Genomic DNA, 21,831 nt, shown 5'->3' on the forward strand with positions numbered 1-21,831 from the left:
CATTGATATAATATATCCTTTAACCTGAATCATCACTTATATTAATAAGTGTGTTTATGATTCGCGGACATACTACATCAACGAAATAAAATTAGCTAAAAATAATATTAATTATTTGAATTTGAATATAAATTTATTATTTAAATATTATAAAAAATGTATAAAATCAAGTGTGCAATCAGACATTAAAAACAAATCAGAATATATTCATATTGCCTAATATATAAATCATAATTTTATTAATGTTATTTATGAAAAAAAAGGGCCGCCAGATGGCAACCCTTTCATTATGCGTGTTCTGTTTTACTCAACCGTTACCGATTTTGCCAGGTTACGCGGCTGGTCAACGTCGGTACCTTTGATCAGCGCGACATGATAAGCCAGCAACTGCAGCGGAACGGTGTAGAAGATCGGTGCAATAACCTCTTCCACATGCGGCATCTCGATGATGTGCATGTTATCGCTACCGACAAAACCAGCATCCTGATCGGCGAAGACGTACAACTGACCGCCACGCGCACGAACTTCTTCAATGTTGGATTTCAGTTTTTCCAGCAGTTCGTTGTTCGGTGCAACGACGATAACCGGCATATCGGCATCAATCAGCGCCAGCGGACCGTGTTTCAGTTCGCCTGCAGCGTAGGCTTCAGCGTGAATGTAAGAGATTTCTTTCAGCTTCAATGCGCCTTCCAGCGCGATTGGGTACTGATCGCCACGTCCCAGGAACAGCGCGTGATGTTTGTCAGAGAAATCTTCTGCCAGGGCTTCAATGCGTTTGTCCTGAGACAGCATCTGCTCAATACGGTTCGGCAGCGCCTGCAGACCATGCACGATATCATGCTCAATGGAGGCATCCAGACCTTTCAGGCGAGACAGTTTCGCCACCAGCATCAACAACACGGTTAACTGAGTGGTGAAGGCTTTGGTGGACGCCACGCCGATTTCAGTACCGGCATTAGTCATCAGCGCCAGATCGGATTCACGTACCAGAGAAGAACCCGGAACGTTACAGATTGCCAGCGAGCCCAAATATCCCAGCTCTTTCGACAGACGCAGGCCCGCCAGGGTATCCGCGGTTTCGCCAGACTGCGACAGGGTGATCATCAAGCTGTTACGGCGCACGGCAGATTTGCGATAGCGGAATTCAGAAGCGATTTCGACGTCGCACGGAATACCTGCCAGCGATTCAAACCAGTAACGGGAAACCATACCGGAGTTGTAAGAAGTACCACAGGCGAGGATCTGAATATGCTCAACCTTCGACAGCAGTTCGTCGGCGTTCGGCCCCAGCTCGCTTAAATCCACCTGGCCGTGGCTGATGCGCCCGGTAAGGGTGTTTTTGATCGCGTTCGGCTGTTCGTAGATCTCTTTCTGCATGTAGTGACGGTAAATACCTTTATCGCCCGCGTCATATTGCAGATTGGATTCGATATCCTGACGTTTCACTTCCGCGCCTGATTTATCGAAGATAGTTACCGAACGGCGGGTCACTTCGGCAATATCGCCCTCTTCGAGGAAGATAAAGCGACGAGTCACTGGCAGCAGAGCCAACTGGTCAGAAGCGATAAAGTTTTCGCCCATACCGAGGCCAATCACCAACGGACTACCAGAACGTGCCGCCAGCAGGGTATCCGGGTGACGGGTGTCCATAATTACCGTGCCATAAGCGCCACGCAGCTGTGGAATAGCACGCAGAACAGCTTCACGCAGAGTGCCGCCCTGTTTCAGTTCCCAGTTCACCAGGTGCGCAATCACTTCGGTGTCGGTTTCAGAAACGAAGGTATAGCCACGGGCTTTTAACTCTTCACGCAGCGGTTCATGGTTTTCGATGATGCCGTTATGCACCACCACAATGTGTTCAGAAACATGCGGATGCGCATTCACTTCTGAAGGTTCGCCGTGCGTCGCCCAGCGAGTATGAGCAATACCCGTACCGCCATGCAGAGGATGTTCTTCCGCTGCCTGAGCCAGCATCTGGACTTTACCGAGACGACGCAGGCGGGTCATATGACCTTCCGCATCAACAACGGCCAGACCGGCAGAGTCATATCCGCGGTATTCCAGACGACGTAAACCTTCAAGAAGGATTTCTGCTACATCACGTTGCGCGATCGCGCCAACAATTCCACACATAGTTTTTGATTCCGGTTTATATCGTTGTCGGTCAACCTGTATGCCCGTTTTTTCGGGCGCCCCGAGCCTTGTAGAGAGTGGGGTTATTTTTATAGTTACTGCTTGTAGGAGGGAGATTATGTTATCTCCTCATCCCAGGAGGCCGGATTTACCCAGCCAGAATTACTTTTTCTTTGCCGGACGACGCCAGCCTTCTTTTTGCGACTGCGGCACGCGGCTGATAGCTAATGCGTTTTCGCCAACATTACGCGTCACAGTTGTACCGGCAGCAATCGTCGCACCTTTACCCACCGTTACTGGAGCCACCAGCTGGGTGTCGGAACCGACAAATACATCATCGCCGATAATGGTTTTGAATTTATTCGCTCCATCATAGTTGCAGGTAATGGTTCCCGCACCGATGTTAACGTTATCGCCGATCTCCGCATCGCCCAGGTAAGTCAGATGACCGGCTTTCGAACCTTTACCCAGACGCGCTTTTTTCATCTCAACGAAGTTACCGACGTGTGCGCCTTCCAGCAACTCAGCACCGGGGCGCAAGCGGGCAAACGGGCCGATGGTACAGGCCGCTGCCAGATTAGCATCTTCCACTACGGTATACGGGCTAATTTCGCAATCATCGCCAATCACGCTGTTTTTAATCACGCATCCGGTGCCGATTTTCACGCGATTACCGAGAGTAACGTTGCCCTCGATGATAACGTTAGTATCAATTTCAACATCGCGCCCGTGAGTTAGCGTACCGCGCAGATCAAAACGGGCTGGATCGCGCAACATAACGCCTGCTAACAACAGTTTTTCAGCCTGTTCGGACTGGTAAACGCGCTCCAGACGAGAGAGTTGCAGGCGGTTATTCACGCCTTCAACTTCGCTTAAACGTTGCGGGTGAACGGCAACGATTTCACGTCCTTCCTGATACGCCAGCGAAATAATATCGGTGATGTAGTATTCGCCCTGAGCGTTATTGTTGGTCAGCTTCGCCAACCAGCGTTTCATATCTGCGCCGTTGGCGATCAGAATGCCAGTGTTGATTTCCTGAATTTGACGCTGCTCGTCAGTGGCATCTTTATGCTCAACAATGCCAGTAACTTTGCCGTTTTCGCGGGTAATACGACCATAACCGGTCGGATCATCCAGTTTCACTGTCAGCAGGCCAATGCCGCCCTGCGGTTTAGCATCACGCAGGCGCTGGAGTGTTTCAACAGAGATCAGCGGCACGTCGCCATAGAGCATTAAAATGTCTTCATCATCGGCAAAGAAAGGTGCGGCCTGCTGCATTGCATGACCCGTACCCAGCTGTTCTGCCTGAAGCACCCAGTTAAGGTTGTCATCTTTCAGCGCCTGTTTAAGCAGATCGCCGCCGTGGCCGTAAACCAGGTGAACGTGCGCTGCACCTAATTCATTTGCAGCATCAATGACATGCTGAACCATCGCTTTCCCGGCAAGGGTATGCAGCACTTTCGGAAGATCGGAATACATGCGAGTGCCTTTGCCTGCTGCAAGGATCACTACGCTCATAGCATTATTCAACATACGCGTCCTGACTGTAATTTGAGAACGAATTTAAACCGCTTCACATTGAAAAAACTACATTTTTTTCATCGTGAAATGGACAGGGGATAAATTGCTCAATAACGGATTATCCCCGCTGGCGAAAGAGCCATTTTCGACCATCGTCACGCCTTTTGTCTTCATAAATGTAAGACACCACCTTCATTTAAGCGTCAGGCTGATGTTTTTGCTCTTATTTCGATCAATGAATAAACAGGAAAATCAGCGAAGGATTTCGCGTAATTATAAAAATGAGTTTAATTGCGGGATATAAAAATGCGCAGGATATAGCAGAACCAATCTCGCTGCGGCGCGCGAAAAAAAAGCCAGCCTGTTTCCAGACTGGCTTTTGTGCTTTTCAAGCCGGTGTTACATCGCTTTTTTGGTCAACTCGATAACGCGCAGCTGCGCGATCGCTTTGGCCAGTTCCGCAGACGCCTGAGCGTAATCTACGTCGCCGTGAGAGCTGCTAATGTGCTCTTCAGCCTTACGTTTCGCTTCCATGGCTCGCGCTTCGTCGAGATCCTGTCCGCGAATTGCGGTGTCGGCCAGAACGGTCACGTTGCCAGGCTGCACTTCAAGAATGCCGCCAGACAGATAGATAAACTCTTCGTGACCGTGCTGTTTCACGATGCGAATCATACCAGGCTTAATGGCGGTGAGCAGCGGTGCGTGGCCCGGGTAAATTCCCAGTTCACCTTCGCTACCCGTTACCTGGATTTTCTCGACCAGACCAGAGAACATTTGTTGCTCTGCGCTGACGACGTCCAGGTGGTAAGTCATTGCCATATCACCCTCCGATTAAGGCGTTAAAGTTTTTTGGCTTTTTCCACAGCTTCTTCGATGGAACCGACCATGTAGAACGCCTGCTCCGGCAGGTGATCGTATTCGCCTTCCATGATGCCTTTAAAGCCACGGATGGTGTCTTTCAGGGAGACGTATTTACCCGGAGAACCGGTGAATACTTCTGCCACGAAGAACGGCTGGGACAGGAAGCGCTGGATCTTACGAGCACGCGCTACCACCAGTTTGTCTTCTTCAGACAGTTCATCCATACCCAGGATGGCGATGATGTCTTTCAGTTCCTGATAACGTTGCAGGATGGACTGAACGCCACGCGCGGTGTCGTAGTGTTCCTGACCAACCACCAGCGGGTCCAGCTGACGGCTGGTGGAGTCCAGCGGGTCAACGGCCGGGTAGATACCCAGAGACGCGATCTGACGGCTCAGTACCACGGTTGCGTCAAGGTGCGCAAAGGTGGTTGCCGGAGACGGGTCAGTCAAGTCATCCGCAGGTACGTATACTGCCTGTACGGAGGTGATAGAACCGGTTTTGGTGGAGGTGATACGTTCCTGCAGAACGCCCATCTCTTCCGCCAGGGTCGGCTGATAACCTACCGCTGAAGGCATACGGCCCAGCAGTGCGGATACTTCCGTACCGGCCAGGGTGTAACGATAGATGTTGTCAACGAACAGCAGAACGTCACGACCTTCGTCACGGAATTTCTCAGCCATGGTCAGACCGGTCAGAGCAACGCGCAGACGGTTTCCCGGCGGCTCGTTCATCTGGCCATACACCAGGGATACTTTGTCGATAACGTTGGAGTCGGTCATTTCGTGGTAGAAGTCGTTACCCTCACGAGTACGTTCACCTACGCCCGCAAACACAGAGTAACCGGAGTGCTCGATCGCGATGTTACGAATAAGCTCCATCATGTTTACGGTTTTACCTACACCCGCACCACCGAACAGACCAACTTTACCGCCCTTAGCGAACGGACACATCAGGTCGATAACTTTGATACCGGTTTCCAGCAGTTCCTGAGAGTTTGACAGCTCTTCGTAGGAAGGTGCTGCGCGGTGAATCGCCCAACGCTCTTCTTCACCGATCTCGCCTTTCATGTCGACCGGTTCACCCAGTACGTTCATGATACGGCCCAGAGTCGCTTTACCTACCGGGACTTCGATCGGGTGTTCGAGGTCTTTTACATCCAGACCGCGACGCAGACCGTCGGAGGAACCCATTGCGATGGTACGCACGATACCGCCGCCGAGCTGCTGCTGAACTTCCAGCACCAGACGCTCATTACCATTTTGCACCTCAAGAGCATCGTACACGCGCGGTACGGCATCCTGAGGGAATTCGACGTCAACTACGGCGCCGATTACCTGGACAATCTTTCCAGTAGCCATCTTAAATCCTCTACGAAATAACCTGTTTAAACCGCGGCGGCCCCCGAGACGATCTCGGTGAGTTCCTGAGTAATGCTGGCCTGACGAGCTTTGTTGTATACCAACTGCAGCTCTTTAATCAGGCTGCCGCCATTGTCGGTCGCGGCTTTCATCGCCACCATACGGGCGGCCTGCTCGCTGGCCAGGTTTTCTACCACGCCCTGATAAACCTGAGATTCGACATAACGACGCAGCAGGGTATCCAGCAACGCCTTCGGATCGGGTTCGTACAGGTAATCCCAGGATTTATGTTTCAGATCATCATCATCTGATGCCGGTAACGGCAGCAGCTGGCTGATGGTCGGAACCTGAGACATGGTGTTAATAAATTTGTTGCTGACAATGTAAAGCTTGTCCAGACGGCCTTCGTCGTAGGCCTGCAACATCACTTTTACCGGACCGATCAGTTCGGACAGGGAAGGGTTATCCCCCATGCCTGTAACCTGGGCAACAACATTGCCGCCCACGGAACTGAAGAACGACACACCTTTCGAGCCGATCATTGCGAGGTCGCATTGAACGCCTTTGTCGGTCCAGGTCTTCATTTCCGCCAGCAGTTTTTTGAACAGGTTAATGTTCAAACCACCGCACAAACCACGGTCGGTCGACACCACCAGGTAGCCCACGCGTTTAACGTCGCGTTCTTCCAGGTATGGGTGCTTATATTCCAGATTACCGTGCGCAAGGTGACCAATCACTTTGCGCATGGTTTCTGCATAAGGACGGCTGGCCGCCATGCGATCCTGCGATTTACGCATTTTGGAAGCGGCGACCATCTCCATCGCTTTAGTGATCTTTTGCGTGTTCTGGACGCTTGCGATCTTACTACGTATCTCTTTTGCGCCGGCCATGAGCTTCTCCTCAATGCCTTGCGGCCTGCCCTAAGGCAAGCCGCCAGACGTTACCAGGATTGGGTTGCTTTGAAGGAATCGAGGATGCCTTTCAGCTTGCCTTCGATTTCGTCGTTGTAGCCACCGGTCTGGTTGATCTCTTGCATCAACGGAGCGTGATCACGGTCGACGTAAGCCAACAGAGCGGCTTCGAAGCTGCCGATTTTCGACAGTTCAACATCCGCCAGGTAACCACGTTCTGCTGCGAACAGAACCAGAGACTGTTGCGCAACAGACATCGGCGCATACTGTTTCTGTTTCAGCAGTTCGGTCACTTTCTGACCGTGGTCAAGCTGCTTACGAGTTGCATCGTCAAGGTCGGATGCAAACTGAGAGAACGCTGCCAGTTCACGATACTGTGCCAGAGCGGTACGGATACCACCGGACAGTTTTTTCATGATCTTGGTCTGTGCTGCACCACCAACACGGGATACGGAAATACCCGGGTTAACCGCAGGACGAATACCGGCGTTGAACAGGTTGGTTTCCAGGAAGATCTGACCATCGGTAATGGAGATTACGTTGGTCGGAACGAACGCAGAAACGTCACCCGCCTGAGTTTCGATAATCGGCAGCGCAGTCAGAGAACCGGTTTTCCCTTTCACTTCACCTTTGGTGAAGGCTTCAACGTATTCGGCGTTAACACGCGCAGCACGCTCCAGCAGACGAGAGTGGAGGTAGAATACGTCGCCCGGGAATGCTTCACGTCCTGGCGGACGACGGAGCAGCAGGGAGATCTGACGGTAAGCAACAGCCTGTTTAGACAGGTCATCGTAAATGATCAGCGCATCTTCACCGCGGTCACGGAAGTATTCGCCCATTGCGCAACCGGCATATGGCGCCAGGTATTGCAGTGCAGCGGATTCAGACGCGGTTGCTACCACAACGATGGTGTTAGCCAGTGCGCCGTGCTCTTCCAGTTTACGTACCACGTTAGAAATGGTGGACGCTTTCTGGCCGATAGCGACATAGATACATTTGATACCGGAATCGCGCTGGTTGATGATGGCATCGATAGCCAGTGCGGTTTTACCGGTCTGACGGTCACCGATGATCAATTCACGCTGACCACGACCGATTGGGATCATGGAGTCAACGGCTTTATAACCGGTCTGTACCGGCTGATCTACGGACTGACGTTCGATAACGCCTGGAGCGATTGCTTCTACAGCAGAGAAGCCGTCGTGATCCAGCGGACCTTTACCGTCGATTGGTGCACCCAGAGTGTTAACCACACGACCCAGCAGGCCACGGCCAACCGGAACTTCCAGGATACGGCCAGTACACTTAACTTTCATGCCTTCGGCAAGGTCAGCGTACGGCCCCATAACAACCGCACCTACAGAGTCGCGCTCGAGGTTCAGTGCGATAGCGTAACGGTTACCCGGCAGGGAGATCATTTCACCCTGCATACAATCGGCCAGGCCGTGAATGCGGATAACACCGTCACTTACAGAAACAATAGTACCTTCGTTGTGAGCTTCACTCACAACATTGAACTGAGCAATGCGCTGCTTGATCAGTTCGCTGATTTCGGTGGAATTCAGTTGCATGCTCCAGTCCCCTTAAGACTGCAAGACGTCTGCAAGGCGCTCAAGACGACCGCGTACGCTGCCATCAATGACCATATCACCCGCTCGGATGATAACGCCTGCCATTACAGACTTATCGATTTTGCAATTCAGCTTAACTTTGCGTGACAGACGTTTTTCCATCGCAGCAGAAATTTTCGCGAGCTGTTGTTCACTCAATGCAGCAGCGGAAATGACGTCTACCTCAGCGGTAGCCTCACTCACGGCACGCAGGTGAATAAACTGCTCCAGAACATCCGGGAGCGCGTTAAGACGACCATTTTCAGCCATAACCCGAATCAGGTTCTGACCGTTTTCGTCCAGTTGCTCACCACAAACTGCGATAAACGACTCGGCGAGCGTTTCTGGCGCCAGTGCACCAGAGAGAAGCTCTGCCATCTGTTCGTTTTTGGTTACCTCGGCGGCAAACGCCAGCATGTCCTGCCAGCGTTCTACACTTTGGTGTTCGACGGCAAAGTCAAAAGCTGCTTTGGCGTAGGGGCGAGCTACCGTAATAAATTCAGACATCAGCCCCTCCCTCCTTACAGTTCAGCGACAAGTTTATCCACGATGTCGCTGTTAGCAGCTTCATCCACGGAACGTTCGATGATCTTCTCGGCGCCAGCAACAGCCAGGATAGCAACTTGCTTACGCAGCTCTTCACGGGCACGTTTACGCTCGGCTTCAATTTCCGCCTGCGCCTGGGCCACGATTTTAGTACGTTCCTGTTCTGCCTCAGCTTTCGCTTCGTCCAGAATCTGCGAGCGGCGTTTGTTCGCCTGCTCGATGATTACCTGGGCTTCCGCTTTCGCTTTTTTCAGCTGGTCGGTCGCGCTGGCCTTTGCAAGGTCAAGGTCCTTATGTGCTCGTTCTGCAGAAGCAAGGCCGTCAGCAATTTCTTTTTGACGTTTTTCGATGGCTGCCATTAATGGCGGCCATACGTACTTCATGCAGAACAGAACGAACAGGACAAACGCGATGGCCTGGCCGAGGATTGTTGCGTTAAGATTCACAGCACAATGCCTCTATTTAGTTAACGTTCTGATATTGCTCTTTAAATAAAAGCAACGCTTACTACGCGACAGCGAACATCACGTACAGACCCAGACCTACAGCGATCATCGGGATAGCATCCACCAGACCCATAACGATAAAGAACTGAGTACGCAGCAGAGGAATCAGATCAGGTTGACGCGCTGCGCCTTCCAGGAATTTACCCCCGAGGATGCCGATACCGATCGCAGCACCGATTGCCGCCAGACCCATCATCACAGCGGCAGCCATGTACAGCAGATCCATATTCAGGTTTTCCATGACAGTCTCCAGTTTGTTTCAGTTAAAACGTAGTAGTGTTGGTAAATTAATGTTCTTCAGACGCCATCGACAGATAGACGATCGTCAGAACCATGAAGATGAAGGCTTGCAGCGTAATGATCAGGATGTGGAAAATGGCCCACGGCACATTCAGGATCCACTGTGACCACCACGGCAACAGACCAGCAATCAGAATGAAAATCAGCTCACCGGCATACATGTTACCGAACAGTCGCAAACCGAGTGAAACTGGTTTGGACAGCAGGCTTACCCCTTCAAGGATTAAGTTGACAGGAATGAACGCCCAGTGATTGAACGGCTGCAGCGTCAACTCTTTCGTGAAGCCGCCGATGCCTTTCATTTTGATGCTGTAGAACAGAATCAGGATAAATACGCCCAGTGCCATAGACAGCGTTACGTTCACGTCCGCAGACGGAACCACACGCAGTGCAGGCAGACCCAGTACATGTTCAGCAATGTACGGCAGCAGGTCGATAGGCAGTAAATCCATCAGGTTCATCAGGAATACCCAGACGAAGATCGTCAGGGCCAGCGGAGCAATCAGCTTGCTTTTGCCATGGTACATGTCTTTCACGCTACCATTAACAAAGCCGATCACCAGCTCAATCGCGGTCTGAAACTTACCTGGCACGCCGCTGGTTGCCTTTTTGGCTACGCTACGGAATAAAACCAGGAACAACAGACCCAGCACCACCGAGAAGAACATGGAGTCAATATTAATTGTCCAGAAGGTGGCTGGGGGGTTATGCGGATCCACCAGCGAGAATGTACGCAGGTCCAGCTGAAGGTTATTCAGGTGGTGTCCTATGTAATCCTGCGGCGTCATATTTTCTGAAGCCATGATGCCTTTTACCCTTTGTTGTTAATTACAGCCGGTGCCAGTATCTGAACCACCAGCACCAAAACCCACGTAACGATCAGCGGCAAGAATACCGCCTTTAAAACAGCCAACGCCACCACCAGTAACACCAACATCGCCAGAACTTTGAAAGCTTCGCCAAATGCGAACGTCCAGGCCACCCGGCCTTTCGCTGGTGTATGCGCCTGGTGACGCCAGGCAAATATCATAAAAAAAACGTTAGGCAGAAAGACTGCCAGGCCTCCACTTAACGCAGAGACGCCCCAGAAGGGGTCTTTGAGGCTGAACAGCAATCCACTTGCTATCACCACCAGTAACTGAACGAGCAGAAGCTTCCGAGCAACGTTTCGACTCAAGAGCGACACAGACATCACGTTTTTCACTCCTGCTCCCTTCGAGGTATGCCGCGTGTCGTATAAAACTTTCTTTAAGGCTTAGAGTCAAGCATCAAAAAGCGGTCAAATTATACGGTGCGCCCCCGTGATTTCAAACAATAAGTAGCCAAAAGGTGAATAAATGTTTAAATATTTTTCCAGTGCATACAATTGCGACTTTTCTGCTAACCGTGGTGGATCATGAAAAACTGTAAATAACGCGTAAACACTAGTGGTAAAGCGTGCTTCAGATCACATATCGAGCATGTTCACCCGTAGCATATTTATTTACTTGGCAAATGATGCCTTTGCAAGCTTCTGATATTTCAGTCTAAAAACAGATACTCTTTTCACAAATAGCATTTACACAACAAAAACCACCCATTGACATTCTTAATAAAACTTTAACAGACAATTATGGTTCTTAGCGCCAATTTTTAGCAGCCTGATATTTTCACTAATGACTTATTTTCTGCTTACCAAAAAAAGCCACGTTACTTTGTTGATGCAAAATGGTGAACGTGGCGTTAAATGTAACCAGTTATATCAGTAGAAAACCTGGTTGTTGTTAACAGTCTAACCGGTCAATTTTTTATTATTTTTTTGATAAAAATTAAATTTTATTTGCTTTAATCACCACCAGATGACGTTCGCCATCCAGGGCGGGAACCTGAAGTTTAACCACTGATTCGACCTGATATTCTTCGGGCAACAAAGCGATTTCATCTTCCGGCATTTGACCTTTCAACGCATAAAAACGGCCTTGCTCACCAGGAAGATGATGGCACCAGCTCACCATATCGTTCAAAGACGCAAAAGCGCGGCTAATTACGCCATCAAACGGCGGCTCTGACGGAAACTCTTCTACCCTGCTCTGTACTGGTTCAATGTTTTCCAGTTTCAGTTCATGTTGCACCTGACGGAGGAAACGCACGCGTTTACCAAGGCTATCCAGCAGCGTGAAATGGGCTTCAGGACGCACGATGGAAAGCGGTATGCCAGGCAACCCCGGTCCGGTTCCCACATCGATAAAACGCTCACCTTGCAAATATGGAGCAACGACAATGCTGTCGAGAATATGGCGTACCAGCATCTCGTTAGGATCGCGGACCGAGGTCAGGTTGTACGCCTTATTCCATTTATGCAGCATATTTACGTAGGCAATAAGCTGATTTTTCTGGTGATCGGTAAGCGAAATTCCTGCGTCTTTCAGCAGTGAAGAGAGTTTGTTGAGCACGGTGATTACCTGTTCTTGATGCGTTGCCAGGTAAGCGGGTGCTTACCTGGCATTTTTAATGCGTTATGCGCTACGACGCAGCATACCCTGTTTTTTCAGCCACACCAGCAGAATGGAGATGGCCGCAGGTGTGACGCCAGAAATACGCGAAGCCTGACCGATAGAGGCCGGTTTGTGATCGTTAAGTTTGGCGATCACTTCGTTAGACAGACCGGATACCTGGCGGTAATCCAGCGTCGCAGGCAGCAGCGTGTTCTCGTTACGCTGTTGCTTTTCGATCTCATCTTGCTGGCGCGCAATATAACCTTCGTATTTAACCTGAATCTCAACCTGTTCCGCCGCCTGTTCGTCTGTCAAAGCAGGGGAAAACGGCGTCAGCGTGGTTAATTTTTCATACGTCATTTCCGGACGACGCAGCAGATCTTCACCGCTGGCTTCACGGGAAAGCGGCGCAGTCAGGTGAGCATTCACTTCGGCTGCCGCTTCCGCCGACGGGGTTACCCAGGTCGATTTCAGACGCTGACGCTCACGCTCGATGTTCTCAAGCTTCTCGTTAAAGCGCGCCCAGCGTTCGTCATCTACCAGACCCAGTTCACGACCGATTTCAGTCAAACGCAGATCCGCGTTATCTTCGCGCAGCATCAGACGATATTCTGCGCGGGAGGTAAACATACGGTACGGTTCTTTGGTACCCAGCGTGCAGAGGTCGTCCACCAGCACACCAAGATAAGCCTGAGAACGCGCAGGCGCCCAACCTTCTTTGTCTGCGGACAGACGGGCAGCGTTAAGACCGGCCAGCAAACCTTGCGCAGCGGCTTCTTCATAACCGGTAGTGCCGTTAATCTGACCAGCAAAGAACAGCCCCTGGATAAACTTACTCTCCAGCGTTGGTTTCAGGTCACGCGGATCGAAGAAGTCATATTCGATGGCATAACCAGGACGCACGATCTTCGCATTTTCCATCCCCTGCATGGAGCGGACGATTTGCATCTGCACATCGAACGGCAGGCTGGTGGAGATACCGTTCGGATAAATTTCGTTAGAGGTCAACCCTTCCGGTTCAAGGAAGATCTGATGCTGATTTCTGTCGGCAAAGCGCATGACTTTGTCTTCGATCGACGGGCAGTAGCGTGGGCCGACACCTTCGATCACCCCTGCGTACATTGGGCTACGATCGAGGTTACTGCGGATCACATCATGGGTTTTCTCGTTGGTATGGGTGATATAACACGGCACCTGCTGGGGGTGCTGGGCCGCATTGCCCATGAACGAGAATACCGGCATTGGGTTATCGCCATGCTGTTGCGCCAGCACGCTGAAGTCGATAGTGCGCGCATCGATACGCGGCGGCGTCCCGGTTTTCAGACGACCAACGCGCAGCGGCAGTTCACGCAGACGGCGAGAAAGCGGAATGGATGGCGGATCACCAGCACGGCCACCGCTGTAATTATCCAGACCGATATGAATTTTACCGTCGAGGAACGTCCCAACGGTGAGCACGACGGCTTTGGCACGGAATTTCAGTCCCATTTGGGTGACAGCACCGACCACGCGATCGTTTTCGACAATAAGATCCTCAACTGCCTGCTGGAAGATCATCAGATTCGGTTGGTTCTCCAGCGCCGTGCGTACCGCCTGACGATAGAGCACACGATCCGCCTGAGCGCGAGTAGCGCGAACCGCCGGCCCTTTGCTGGCGTTTAGTATCCTAAACTGGATACCTGCCTGATCGATCGCTTTCGCCATCAGACCGCCGAGTGCATCCACTTCTTTTACCAGATGTCCCTTCCCAATACCGCCGATCGCCGGGTTGCAGCTCATCTGCCCCAGAGTGTCGATATTGTGTGTCAAAAGCAGAGTCTGTTGACCCATACGCGCCGCGGCCATCGCAGCCTCGGTGCCTGCATGACCCCCGCCAATGATGATGACGTCAAAAGGATCCGGATAAAACATGGTGATTGCCTCGCATAACGCGGTATGAAAATGGATTGAAGCCCGGGCCGTGGATTCTACTCAACTTTGTCGGCTTGAGAAAGCCCCGGGATCCTGGGTATTAAAAAGAAGATCTATTTATTTAGAGATCTGTTCTATTGTGATCTCTTATTAGGATCGCACTGCCCTGTGGATAACAAGGATCCGGCTTTTAAGATCAACAACCTGGAAAGGATCATTAACTGTGAATGATCGGTGATCCTGGACAGTATAAGCTGGGATCAGAATGAGGGGTTATGCACAACTCAAAAACTGAACAACAGTTGTTCTTTGGATAACTACCGGTTGATCCAAGCTTCCTGACAGAGTTATCCACAGTAGATCGCACGATCTGTATACTTATTTGAGTAAATTAATCCACGATCCCAGCCATTCTTCTGCCGGATCTTCCGGAATGTCGTGATCAAGGATGTTGATCTTCAGTGTTTCACCAATCTGTTTTGCACCGGAATTTTTGAGTTCTGCCTCGAGTTTATCGATGGCCCCACAAAAAGTGTCGTATTCACGACTGCCAATACCGATTGCGCCAAAGCGCACCGCAGAAAGATCGGGCTTTTGTTCCTGCAATGCTTCATAGAAAGGAGAAAGGTTGTCCGGAATGTCTCCGGCACCGTGGGTTGAGCTGATAACCAGCCAGATCCCAGAGGCAGATAAATCTTCTAACAGCGGACCGTGCAGCGTTTCGGTGGTAAAACCCGCCTCTTCCAGCTTTTCAGCCAGGTGTTCTGCTACATATTCGGCACCGCCCAGGGTGCTGCCGCTGATAAGAGTGATATCTGCCATAAACCGCCACCTTTATTAAGAGTGGCGTATTGTACGCTGTGAACGCGCTGGGATCTACCTGTGGAAAAGTATGGGATTAAAAAAGCTGATCAGGGCTTAATGGTACGCATGATCGGGTTCTGCAGGACGATCAATGTCTCGGTGGACTGAATTTCATCAATTGTTTGGATCTTGTTGATAAGTACATGCTGGAGGGCGTCGATCGAACGGCACATCACTTTTATAAAGATGCTGTAGTGGCCGGTGGTGTAGTAGGCTTCGGTGACTTCGTCGAGACTTTCCAGCTTTGCCAGCGCGGAAGGATAGTCTTTTGCGCTCTTCAGGATAATGCCGATAAAACAGCCTACGTCATAACCGAGCTGTTTTGGGCTGACGTCGATACGGGCGCCGGTAATGATCCCCGCTTGCTTCATTTTCTCTACACGAACGTGAATCGTCCCCGGGCTTACGCCAAATTGTTTCGCCAGTTCGGCGTAAGCGGTGCGTGCATTGCCCATTAACGCTTCCAGGATGCCGCGGTCCAGATTGTCGATCAGATAATTTTCCATAGGATTTTCTTATGTGTATTGATGATTTATTCTATTTTAGTCTTCTTTTTTAACGAATCAAAAGTGAGTTAGGCTTTTTATTGAATGATTATTGCATGTGTGTCGGTTTTTGTTGCTTAATCATAAGCAACAGGACGCAGGAGTATAAAAAATGAAAACCGCTTACATTGCCAAACAACGTCAAATTAGCTTCGTGAAATCTCACTTTTCTCGTCAACTGGAAGAACGCTTAGGGCTGATTGAAGTCCAGGCGCCGATTCTTAGCCGTGTGGGGGATGGCACGCAGGATAACTTGTCGGGCTGTGAAAAAGCGGTACAGGTAAAAGTGAAAGCTCTGCCTGATGCCCAGTTCGAAGTGGTTCATTCACTGGCGAAGTGGAAACGTCAGACATTAGGGCAACACGACTTCAGCGTGGGCGAAGGGCTGTACACGCACATGAAAGCCCTTCGCCCCGATGAAGACCGTCTTTCCCCGCTGCACTCGGTCTATGTTGACCAGTGGGACTGGGAACGTGTAATGGGCGACGGTGAGCGTCAATTCTCCACTCTGAAAAGCACAGTAGAGGCGATCTGGGCGGGAATTAAAGCAACCGAAGCTGCTGTTAGCGAAGAGTTTGGTCTGGCAGCGTTCCTGCCGGATCAGATCCACTTCGTACACAGCCAGGAGTTACTGGCTCGTTATCCGGATCTCGATGCCAAAGGGCGTGAGCGGGCGATTGCGAAAGATCTTGGCGCGGTATTCCTCGTCGGGATTGGTGGCAAGCTGAGTGATGGTCATCGCCACGACGTGCGCGCACCGGATTATGATGACTGGAGCACCCCGTCAGAGCTGGGCCATGCGGGTCTGAACGGCGATATTCTGGTATGGAACCCGGTACTGGAAGATGCGTTTGAGCTTTCTTCCATGGGGATCCGCGTGGATGCCGACACACTGAAGCATCAACTGGCGCTGACCGGTGATGAAGATCGTCTGCAGCTGGAATGGCATCAGGCGCTGCTGCGTGGTGAAATGCCGCAGACCATCGGCGGCGGTATCGGCCAGTCTCGTTTGACTATGCTGCTGCTGCAACTGCCGCATATCGGCCAGGTTCAGTGTGGTGTATGGCCGGCAGCTGTTCGCGAGAGCGTCCCTTCTCTGCTGTAATCGTTTATCGCCGCCAGCGTCTGAGCAGGCGGCTTCGCATCCCGGTATCAAAGCGCCAGATATGATCGAAAATGCGCATGATGCCGGGTTTGCCGTGTGCCGACATCGCCACGGCATGAAAGCGATGTTGATGTACCCGCTGCAACTCTTTCACTTTACTCGTCACATCGTCAGGCAACCGCTGGGCGATAAAATCAGAAATCACCACCGCATCAGCGTCAAACCATTCCCGACTTTGTAAGCGTTCCATAATGGCGCGAAAACAACTGGCCAGATCGGTGCCGCCACGAAACTGCTGACTTAAAAAGCGGATCGCTTGTTCAAGACCTTGTGGGCCTGAAAGCTCGTAACGGACGATCTCGGTGGAAAATAACATAATATAGCAGCGTCGATTTTCAGCGAGGGCTATGCGCATCAAGGCCAGGCAGAACGCTTTCGCACACTGCTCATTAAAACCGCCCATTGAGCCGGAAGTATCTACGCAGACAATAAACGGTCCACGCGGTTGTTCGTCGTAATCTTTATGTACCACCGGGCGTTCGATCACTTTTTCACGCCATGATTCACCGTGCAGACGATAGGTGAGCAACTGTTTTTCCACCAGCCGACGATAAAATTCATATTCCAGTTCAGTGATGCCCAGTGTCGCCAGTTCCGGCGGCAGAAGGCGTAAAATATCATCGCTTTGTTGCAGGCCATCAACCTGCTCAGGAACGGTTGCTGGTTCGCGCACCATGGTGCGGAAGGTTTCCATCTGCGCATCGTTGCGGGGTATTGATTTAGCCTCCCGCGAACGTCCCAGCTGTTCCGCCAGACGTTTCAGTTCCGGCTGTTCGTTAAGAAATTCCCCGTATTTCACAATCAACTGATAGTCGCCGCGTTTAAGCTGACCGGCGCTCATATCCCACAGACGACCGGCTGCGGTGTTGTTATCTGCCAGAACAGGTTCGAGCTGCCCGCTTAATGTCATGCGTTCCTGAACTTCGCTCAACAGTTGTTCGCGTTCTTCTTCTAATAACTGCTGATTCAGGGTCGTCGCTTGCACAATCAGGCTTAAGCGCCAACGCTGGAGAAAAAGCGTATGCAATGACGGAGTGATAGTGCTGTTAGCATCAACCAGCTGTCGGGCTTGTTCGGCCCACGGGGAATTCAGACGATGCAGTAAGTCCAGAATCTGGGGTAGCTGCACAATAAACTGCGGCGTGGAGAGAAGCTGGCTTTGCTGATAGCACATGACCTCTTCAGTGAGTTCCGGCGGGACACGCGCATCTTTCAGGCGGCTATGCAGCACCTCACGCCAGCGGGGAATATCATCGGTGATTGCCGCCTTGAGGCGCGGGAATTTTTCAAAGAATACCGCCAGCTGCGGTGAGGCCAGCAGCGCGATGATCATCTCTTCGATCAATCCCTCTTCGCTGACGGCCAGCATCACATTGAGCGTATCCAGTGTTAGCATTGTTGCGCCTGGCGAATCTGGGCGCCGACATCCTGTAGGCTGGCTTCAATGCGACCTAACCAGTCGCCAGGGATAAACAGACATTTTTGCTGTTCGCTGAATAAAACGTGTTGCTTACGCCAGTCGCTTTCAAGCTCTTCCAGCTGTTGTTTTATTTCACCTGGTAGACCTTCAGCCGATGAACCGGGGAGCGCCAGCATACTGCCTTGTAAACTTACATCGCGTACAACCAGATGTTGGGCGCTATCAACCTCCAGATTCAGTTTCTGGGCAAAGCCGATACCGTTCAGTTTGCCACGAATTTCACCACCTTTGCTCAGCCACTGTTCCAGCGCGCTACGCTCAAAGGAGATATGAACTACTTCCATATCATGCAGTTTTAACGGTTTTTGCAGCAGCAGAGTCAGATTGGAATCAGTAACGTTGACAGGAAGCTGATACTGCTGACGACGGCTGAAAATGCCGCCCAGACGAATTACCGTTAAGGCTGTTTTATCGCTTTGTTGCTGCTGGAGTTGCAGACGACGTTGCACAATCGCGCCCAGGCGGGTCAACATCCCTTGCTGTTGCCAGGCATGACCGGTCATCAATAAATCAATTTGTTGTTGAATCAAATTCAGGCTTTGCGCGTCATACCACAGGCAATCTTTCAGCAAGATAAGATCAACCGGGGCAACAGCACTGCGGCCACTAAAAAAAGCGCTGGCCTGCAATAAGCGGATCGCTTTTTTCCAGCGACGATCGGAGACGTAAGGCGCATCCGGTAATTTATCCAGTTGCTGGCGCAGCATAAAAATCAGCTCAAATACATGATCGGGCAGCGTAATTTCACTAATCTCTTTCTGCCAGCGTTCATATTCTTCATCAGTGACCTGCAAGGCGGCAGGAACCGGATTGTTATTTTCATCTTGTTGGCTGGTCAGCATGGAGCGGAAATTTGCTTTATCCTGCACTTTATCTAACCACAGACGAATCAGCATGCGGTCATATAACGCTTCCAGACTGCTGTCTGCTTCCGGCAGTTCGTTGGAGGCCGCCACGAGCAAGCGCATCGGGATTTTTTCGACATGAGCACCGTTACGGAATTGACGTTCGTTAATAGCGGTTAGCAGGGTATTAAGAATTGCCGGGCCAGCTTTCCAGATTTCATCCAGAAAGACGATTTCTGCTTCCGGCAGGTAACCGCTGGTTAAGCGTTCATAGCGTCCCTCATCTTTTAACGCCTGAATGGAAAGGGGGCCAAAAACTTCTTCCGGGGTGGAGAAGCGGGTCATCAGATATTCAAAATCGCGCGCATTCTGGAAGGCGAATTTTAAGCGACGGGCGATCAGACTTTTAGCAATACCTGGGGGGCCAAGCAGGAAAACGCTTTCACCACTTAATGCCGCTAACAAACACAGGCGGATGGCGTGGCTACGTTCATAAAGCCCCTTTTCCAGCGCGCTGCTCAGGCGGGAAATTCTTTCCGCTAATAAATGAGGGTGAGCCATAATGAAGTGGCGTCCTTTCGTCAAAAGTTCTGCGTAAATTGCGAGTATAGACGTTTCTTGCTGGTGGCAAAAATAGTCTCAAAGAAGGGATATTTTTCTTTGAGCCAGGTTAATGTGGCCGCATTTAGGAGTACGATTTTGCCGTTAATCGTGCATACTGAGCGCTTTTTTGTGGGCCAAGGGACTACGCACACATTTCATATTTCAACGAAAGACTAGTCTATGAGCACTGATAATAAGCAATCGTTGCCCGCGATAACCCTCGCGGCGATTGGAGTTGTCTACGGCGATATTGGTACCAGCCCGTTATATACACTTCGTGAATGTTTGTCCGGCCAGTTTGGTTTTGGCGTTGAACGCGATGCCGTGTTTGGCTTTTTATCGCTGATCTTCTGGCTGCTAATCTTTGTGGTTTCCATCAAATATCTTACCTTCGTGATGCGCGCGGATAACGCCGGAGAAGGGGGTATTCTGACGTTGATGTCGCTTGCCGGGCGTAATACGTCGGCTCGAACGACTTCAATGTTAGTGATTATGGGGCTAATCGGTGGCAGCTTTTTCTATGGTGAAGTCGTCATTACTCCCGCCATTTCGGTGATGTCTGCCATTGAAGGTCTGGAAATCGTCGCCCCGCAACTGGATACCTGGATAGTTCCCCTCTCAATCATCGTTCTTACTTTACTGTTTATGATTCAAAAACATGGCACGGCTATGGTCGGTAAGCTGTTTGCGCCGATCATGCTGACCTGGTTTTTGATTCTGGCAGGGCTGGGGTTACGTAGCATTATTGCTAACCCGGAAGTGCTGCATGCACTGAATCCGATGTGGGCGGTGCATTTCTTCCTTGAATACAAAACGGTTTCTTTTATTGCATTAGGGGCGGTGGTGCTGTCGATTACCGGAGTCGAGGCGCTGTATGCCGATATGGGGCATTTTGGTAAGTTCCCGATTCGCCTGGCGTGGTTCACTGTCGTCTTGCCTTCCTTAACCCTTAATTACTTCGGCCAGGGAGCGCTGTTGTTAAAGAACCCGGAAGCGATTAAGAACCCGTTCTTCCTGTTAGCACCGGATTGGGCGCTGATCCCGCTGCTGATCATCGCTGCACTGGCAACGGTGATTGCCTCGCAGGCAGTTATCTCTGGCGTTTTCTCATTGACGCGTCAGGCGGTACGTCTGGGATATCTTTCGCCGATGCGCATTATTCACACCTCCGAAATGGAGTCAGGGCAAATCTATATTCCGTTTGTGAACTGGATGCTCTATGTCGCGGTCGTGATTGTGATTGTCAGCTTTGAGCACTCCAGTAACCTGGCGGCGGCGTATGGGATTGCGGTAACCGGAACCATGGTGCTGACGTCTATTCTTTCGACTACCGTGGCGCGTCAGAACTGGCACTGGAATAAGTATTTTGTTGCGCTGATCCTGATAGCCTTCCTTTGTGTCGATATTCCATTGTTCACCGCTAACCTCGATAAACTGCTCTCCGGCGGCTGGTTGCCATTGAGCCTCGGTACGGTGATGTTTATCGTGATGACCACCTGGAAGAGCGAGCGTTTCCGCCTGCTGCGACGGATGCATGAACATGGTAATTCTCTGGAAGCGATGATTGCTTCGCTGGAGAAATCACCGCCTGTTCGCGTTCCCGGAACCGCGGTGTATATGTCGCGTGCAATCAACGTCATTCCCTTTGCGCTGATGCATAACCTGAAACATAACAAGGTATTGCATGAGCGGGTGATTCTGTTAACTCTGCGTACCGAAGACGCGCCATATGTCCATAACGTCCGTCGGGTACAGATTGAACAACTGTCGCCCACTTTCTGGCGCGTGGTGGCAAGTTACGGCTGGCGAGAAACGCCAAACGTGGAAGAAGTTTTCCACCGCTGTGGCCTGGAAGGGTTAAGTTGCCGGATGATGGAAACCTCCTTCTTTATGTCCCATGAGTCGTTGATCCTCGGCAAACGCCCGTGGTACTTACGTTTGCGTGGCAAACTGTACTTGCTGTTGCAGCGTAATGCACTGCGTGCACCAGATCAGTTTGAAATCCCACCAAACCGGGTTATTGAACTGGGTACTCAGGTCGAAATCTAACGCCAGACGCCTCCTTTCTCCATAAAGGGGGCGTTTTTGTTTTTCATGCTTAATCACGATGTAAAACGTTTCGATGTTGATCACATTTCAGTAACGTTGCGATGGTTTTCTCTGTTCAGTCAGGATTAAACTGCTGGTCAGCGAAA

19 protein-coding genes are annotated in these 21,831 nt (G+C 50.9%); 2 read left to right on the forward strand and 17 right to left on the reverse strand.

The features are described 5' to 3' along the window. Positions 1-303: 303 nt before the first annotated feature. The 15 genes from glmS to asnC all read right to left on the reverse strand — a co-directional run bounded on the left by glmS (position 304) and on the right by asnC (position 15,504). Positions 304-2,133: a glutamine--fructose-6-phosphate transaminase (isomerizing) gene (gene glmS, locus D9597_RS11455; RefSeq protein WP_130215082.1), complete on the reverse strand. Its 1,830-nt coding sequence runs from the start codon at positions 2,131-2,133 to the stop codon at positions 304-306. Between the two features lie 162 nt (positions 2,134-2,295). Further along, entirely contained in the window at positions 2,296-3,666 is a 1,371-nt protein-coding gene (gene glmU / locus D9597_RS11460) for a bifunctional UDP-N-acetylglucosamine diphosphorylase/glucosamine-1-phosphate N-acetyltransferase GlmU (protein WP_130222525.1), read from the reverse strand. A gap of 387 nt (positions 3,667-4,053) precedes the next feature. Continuing rightward, positions 4,054-4,473: a F0F1 ATP synthase subunit epsilon gene (locus tag D9597_RS11465; RefSeq protein ID WP_001251965.1), complete on the reverse strand. Its 420-nt coding sequence runs from the start codon at positions 4,471-4,473 to the stop codon at positions 4,054-4,056. A gap of 20 nt (positions 4,474-4,493) precedes the next feature. Continuing rightward, positions 4,494-5,876, reverse strand: coding sequence for a F0F1 ATP synthase subunit beta (gene atpD, locus D9597_RS11470; RefSeq protein ID WP_000190506.1), 1,383 nt, complete (start codon positions 5,874-5,876; stop codon positions 4,494-4,496). Positions 5,877-5,902: 26 nt separating this feature from the next. Beyond that, a complete protein-coding gene (gene atpG, locus D9597_RS11475; protein ID WP_130215078.1) occupies positions 5,903-6,766 on the reverse strand; it encodes a F0F1 ATP synthase subunit gamma in 864 nt (287 codons plus the stop codon). Between the two features lie 50 nt (positions 6,767-6,816). Beyond that, complete coding sequence (atpA, locus tag D9597_RS11480; RefSeq protein ID WP_001176745.1) at positions 6,817-8,358, reverse strand: F0F1 ATP synthase subunit alpha; 1,542 nt, start codon at positions 8,356-8,358, stop codon at positions 6,817-6,819. 12 nt (positions 8,359-8,370) lie between these two features. Further along, positions 8,371-8,904 (reverse strand): F0F1 ATP synthase subunit delta, encoded by a 534-nt coding sequence (atpH, locus tag D9597_RS11485; RefSeq protein ID WP_001288587.1) that lies wholly within the window; start codon positions 8,902-8,904, stop codon positions 8,371-8,373. Positions 8,905-8,918: 14 nt separating this feature from the next. Continuing rightward, positions 8,919-9,389, reverse strand: a complete 471-nt coding sequence (atpF, locus tag D9597_RS11490; protein WP_001052219.1) for a F0F1 ATP synthase subunit B — start codon at positions 9,387-9,389, stop codon at positions 8,919-8,921. A gap of 61 nt (positions 9,390-9,450) precedes the next feature. Then, positions 9,451-9,690, reverse strand: a complete 240-nt coding sequence (gene atpE, locus D9597_RS11495) for a F0F1 ATP synthase subunit C (protein ID WP_000429386.1) — start codon at positions 9,688-9,690, stop codon at positions 9,451-9,453. A 46-nt stretch (positions 9,691-9,736) separates the two neighbouring features. Then, complete coding sequence (atpB, locus tag D9597_RS11500; protein WP_000135618.1) at positions 9,737-10,552, reverse strand: F0F1 ATP synthase subunit A; 816 nt, start codon at positions 10,550-10,552, stop codon at positions 9,737-9,739. A gap of 8 nt (positions 10,553-10,560) precedes the next feature. Further along, the gene (gene atpI / locus D9597_RS11505; protein ID WP_130206826.1) at positions 10,561-10,941 is read right to left on the reverse strand and encodes a F0F1 ATP synthase subunit I; all 381 of its coding nucleotides are present in this window, start codon (positions 10,939-10,941) and stop codon (positions 10,561-10,563) included. 616 nt (positions 10,942-11,557) lie between these two features. After that, positions 11,558-12,181, reverse strand: a complete 624-nt coding sequence (gene rsmG / locus D9597_RS11510; protein ID WP_033804388.1) for a 16S rRNA (guanine(527)-N(7))-methyltransferase RsmG — start codon at positions 12,179-12,181, stop codon at positions 11,558-11,560. Positions 12,182-12,244: 63 nt separating this feature from the next. Further along, positions 12,245-14,134, reverse strand: coding sequence for a tRNA uridine-5-carboxymethylaminomethyl(34) synthesis enzyme MnmG (mnmG, locus tag D9597_RS11515; RefSeq protein ID WP_130206830.1), 1,890 nt, complete (start codon positions 14,132-14,134; stop codon positions 12,245-12,247). Between the two features lie 378 nt (positions 14,135-14,512). Beyond that, positions 14,513-14,956, reverse strand: coding sequence for an FMN-binding protein MioC (gene mioC, locus D9597_RS11520; RefSeq protein ID WP_130206832.1), 444 nt, complete (start codon positions 14,954-14,956; stop codon positions 14,513-14,515). A gap of 89 nt (positions 14,957-15,045) precedes the next feature. Next, positions 15,046-15,504: a transcriptional regulator AsnC gene (asnC, locus tag D9597_RS11525; RefSeq protein ID WP_000432970.1), complete on the reverse strand. Its 459-nt coding sequence runs from the start codon at positions 15,502-15,504 to the stop codon at positions 15,046-15,048. A 151-nt stretch (positions 15,505-15,655) separates the two neighbouring features. Between asnC and asnA the strand changes: the two genes are divergently transcribed. Next, the gene (gene asnA / locus D9597_RS11530) at positions 15,656-16,648 is read left to right on the forward strand and encodes an aspartate--ammonia ligase (RefSeq protein ID WP_130222527.1); all 993 of its coding nucleotides are present in this window, start codon (positions 15,656-15,658) and stop codon (positions 16,646-16,648) included. A gap of 4 nt (positions 16,649-16,652) precedes the next feature. Here asnA and viaA read toward each other — a convergent pair whose 3' ends face one another. Continuing rightward, the gene (gene viaA / locus D9597_RS11535) at positions 16,653-18,104 is read right to left on the reverse strand and encodes an ATPase RavA stimulator ViaA (RefSeq protein ID WP_130215076.1); all 1,452 of its coding nucleotides are present in this window, start codon (positions 18,102-18,104) and stop codon (positions 16,653-16,655) included. Beyond that, positions 18,098-19,594, reverse strand: a complete 1,497-nt coding sequence (gene ravA / locus D9597_RS11540) for an ATPase RavA (protein WP_130222529.1) — start codon at positions 19,592-19,594, stop codon at positions 18,098-18,100. The genes viaA and ravA overlap by 7 nt, the downstream gene beginning before the upstream one ends. A 222-nt stretch (positions 19,595-19,816) precedes the next feature. Here ravA and kup point away from each other — a divergent pair, with 222 nt between their 5' ends. Next, the gene (gene kup / locus D9597_RS11545) at positions 19,817-21,685 is read left to right on the forward strand and encodes a low affinity potassium transporter Kup (RefSeq protein WP_000102319.1); all 1,869 of its coding nucleotides are present in this window, start codon (positions 19,817-19,819) and stop codon (positions 21,683-21,685) included. Positions 21,686-21,831 lie beyond the last annotated feature (146 nt).

It is taken from the genome of Escherichia sp. E13S3 (genome assembly GCF_004212325.1).
Classification (GTDB): Bacteria; Pseudomonadota; Gammaproteobacteria; order Enterobacterales; family Enterobacteriaceae; genus Escherichia.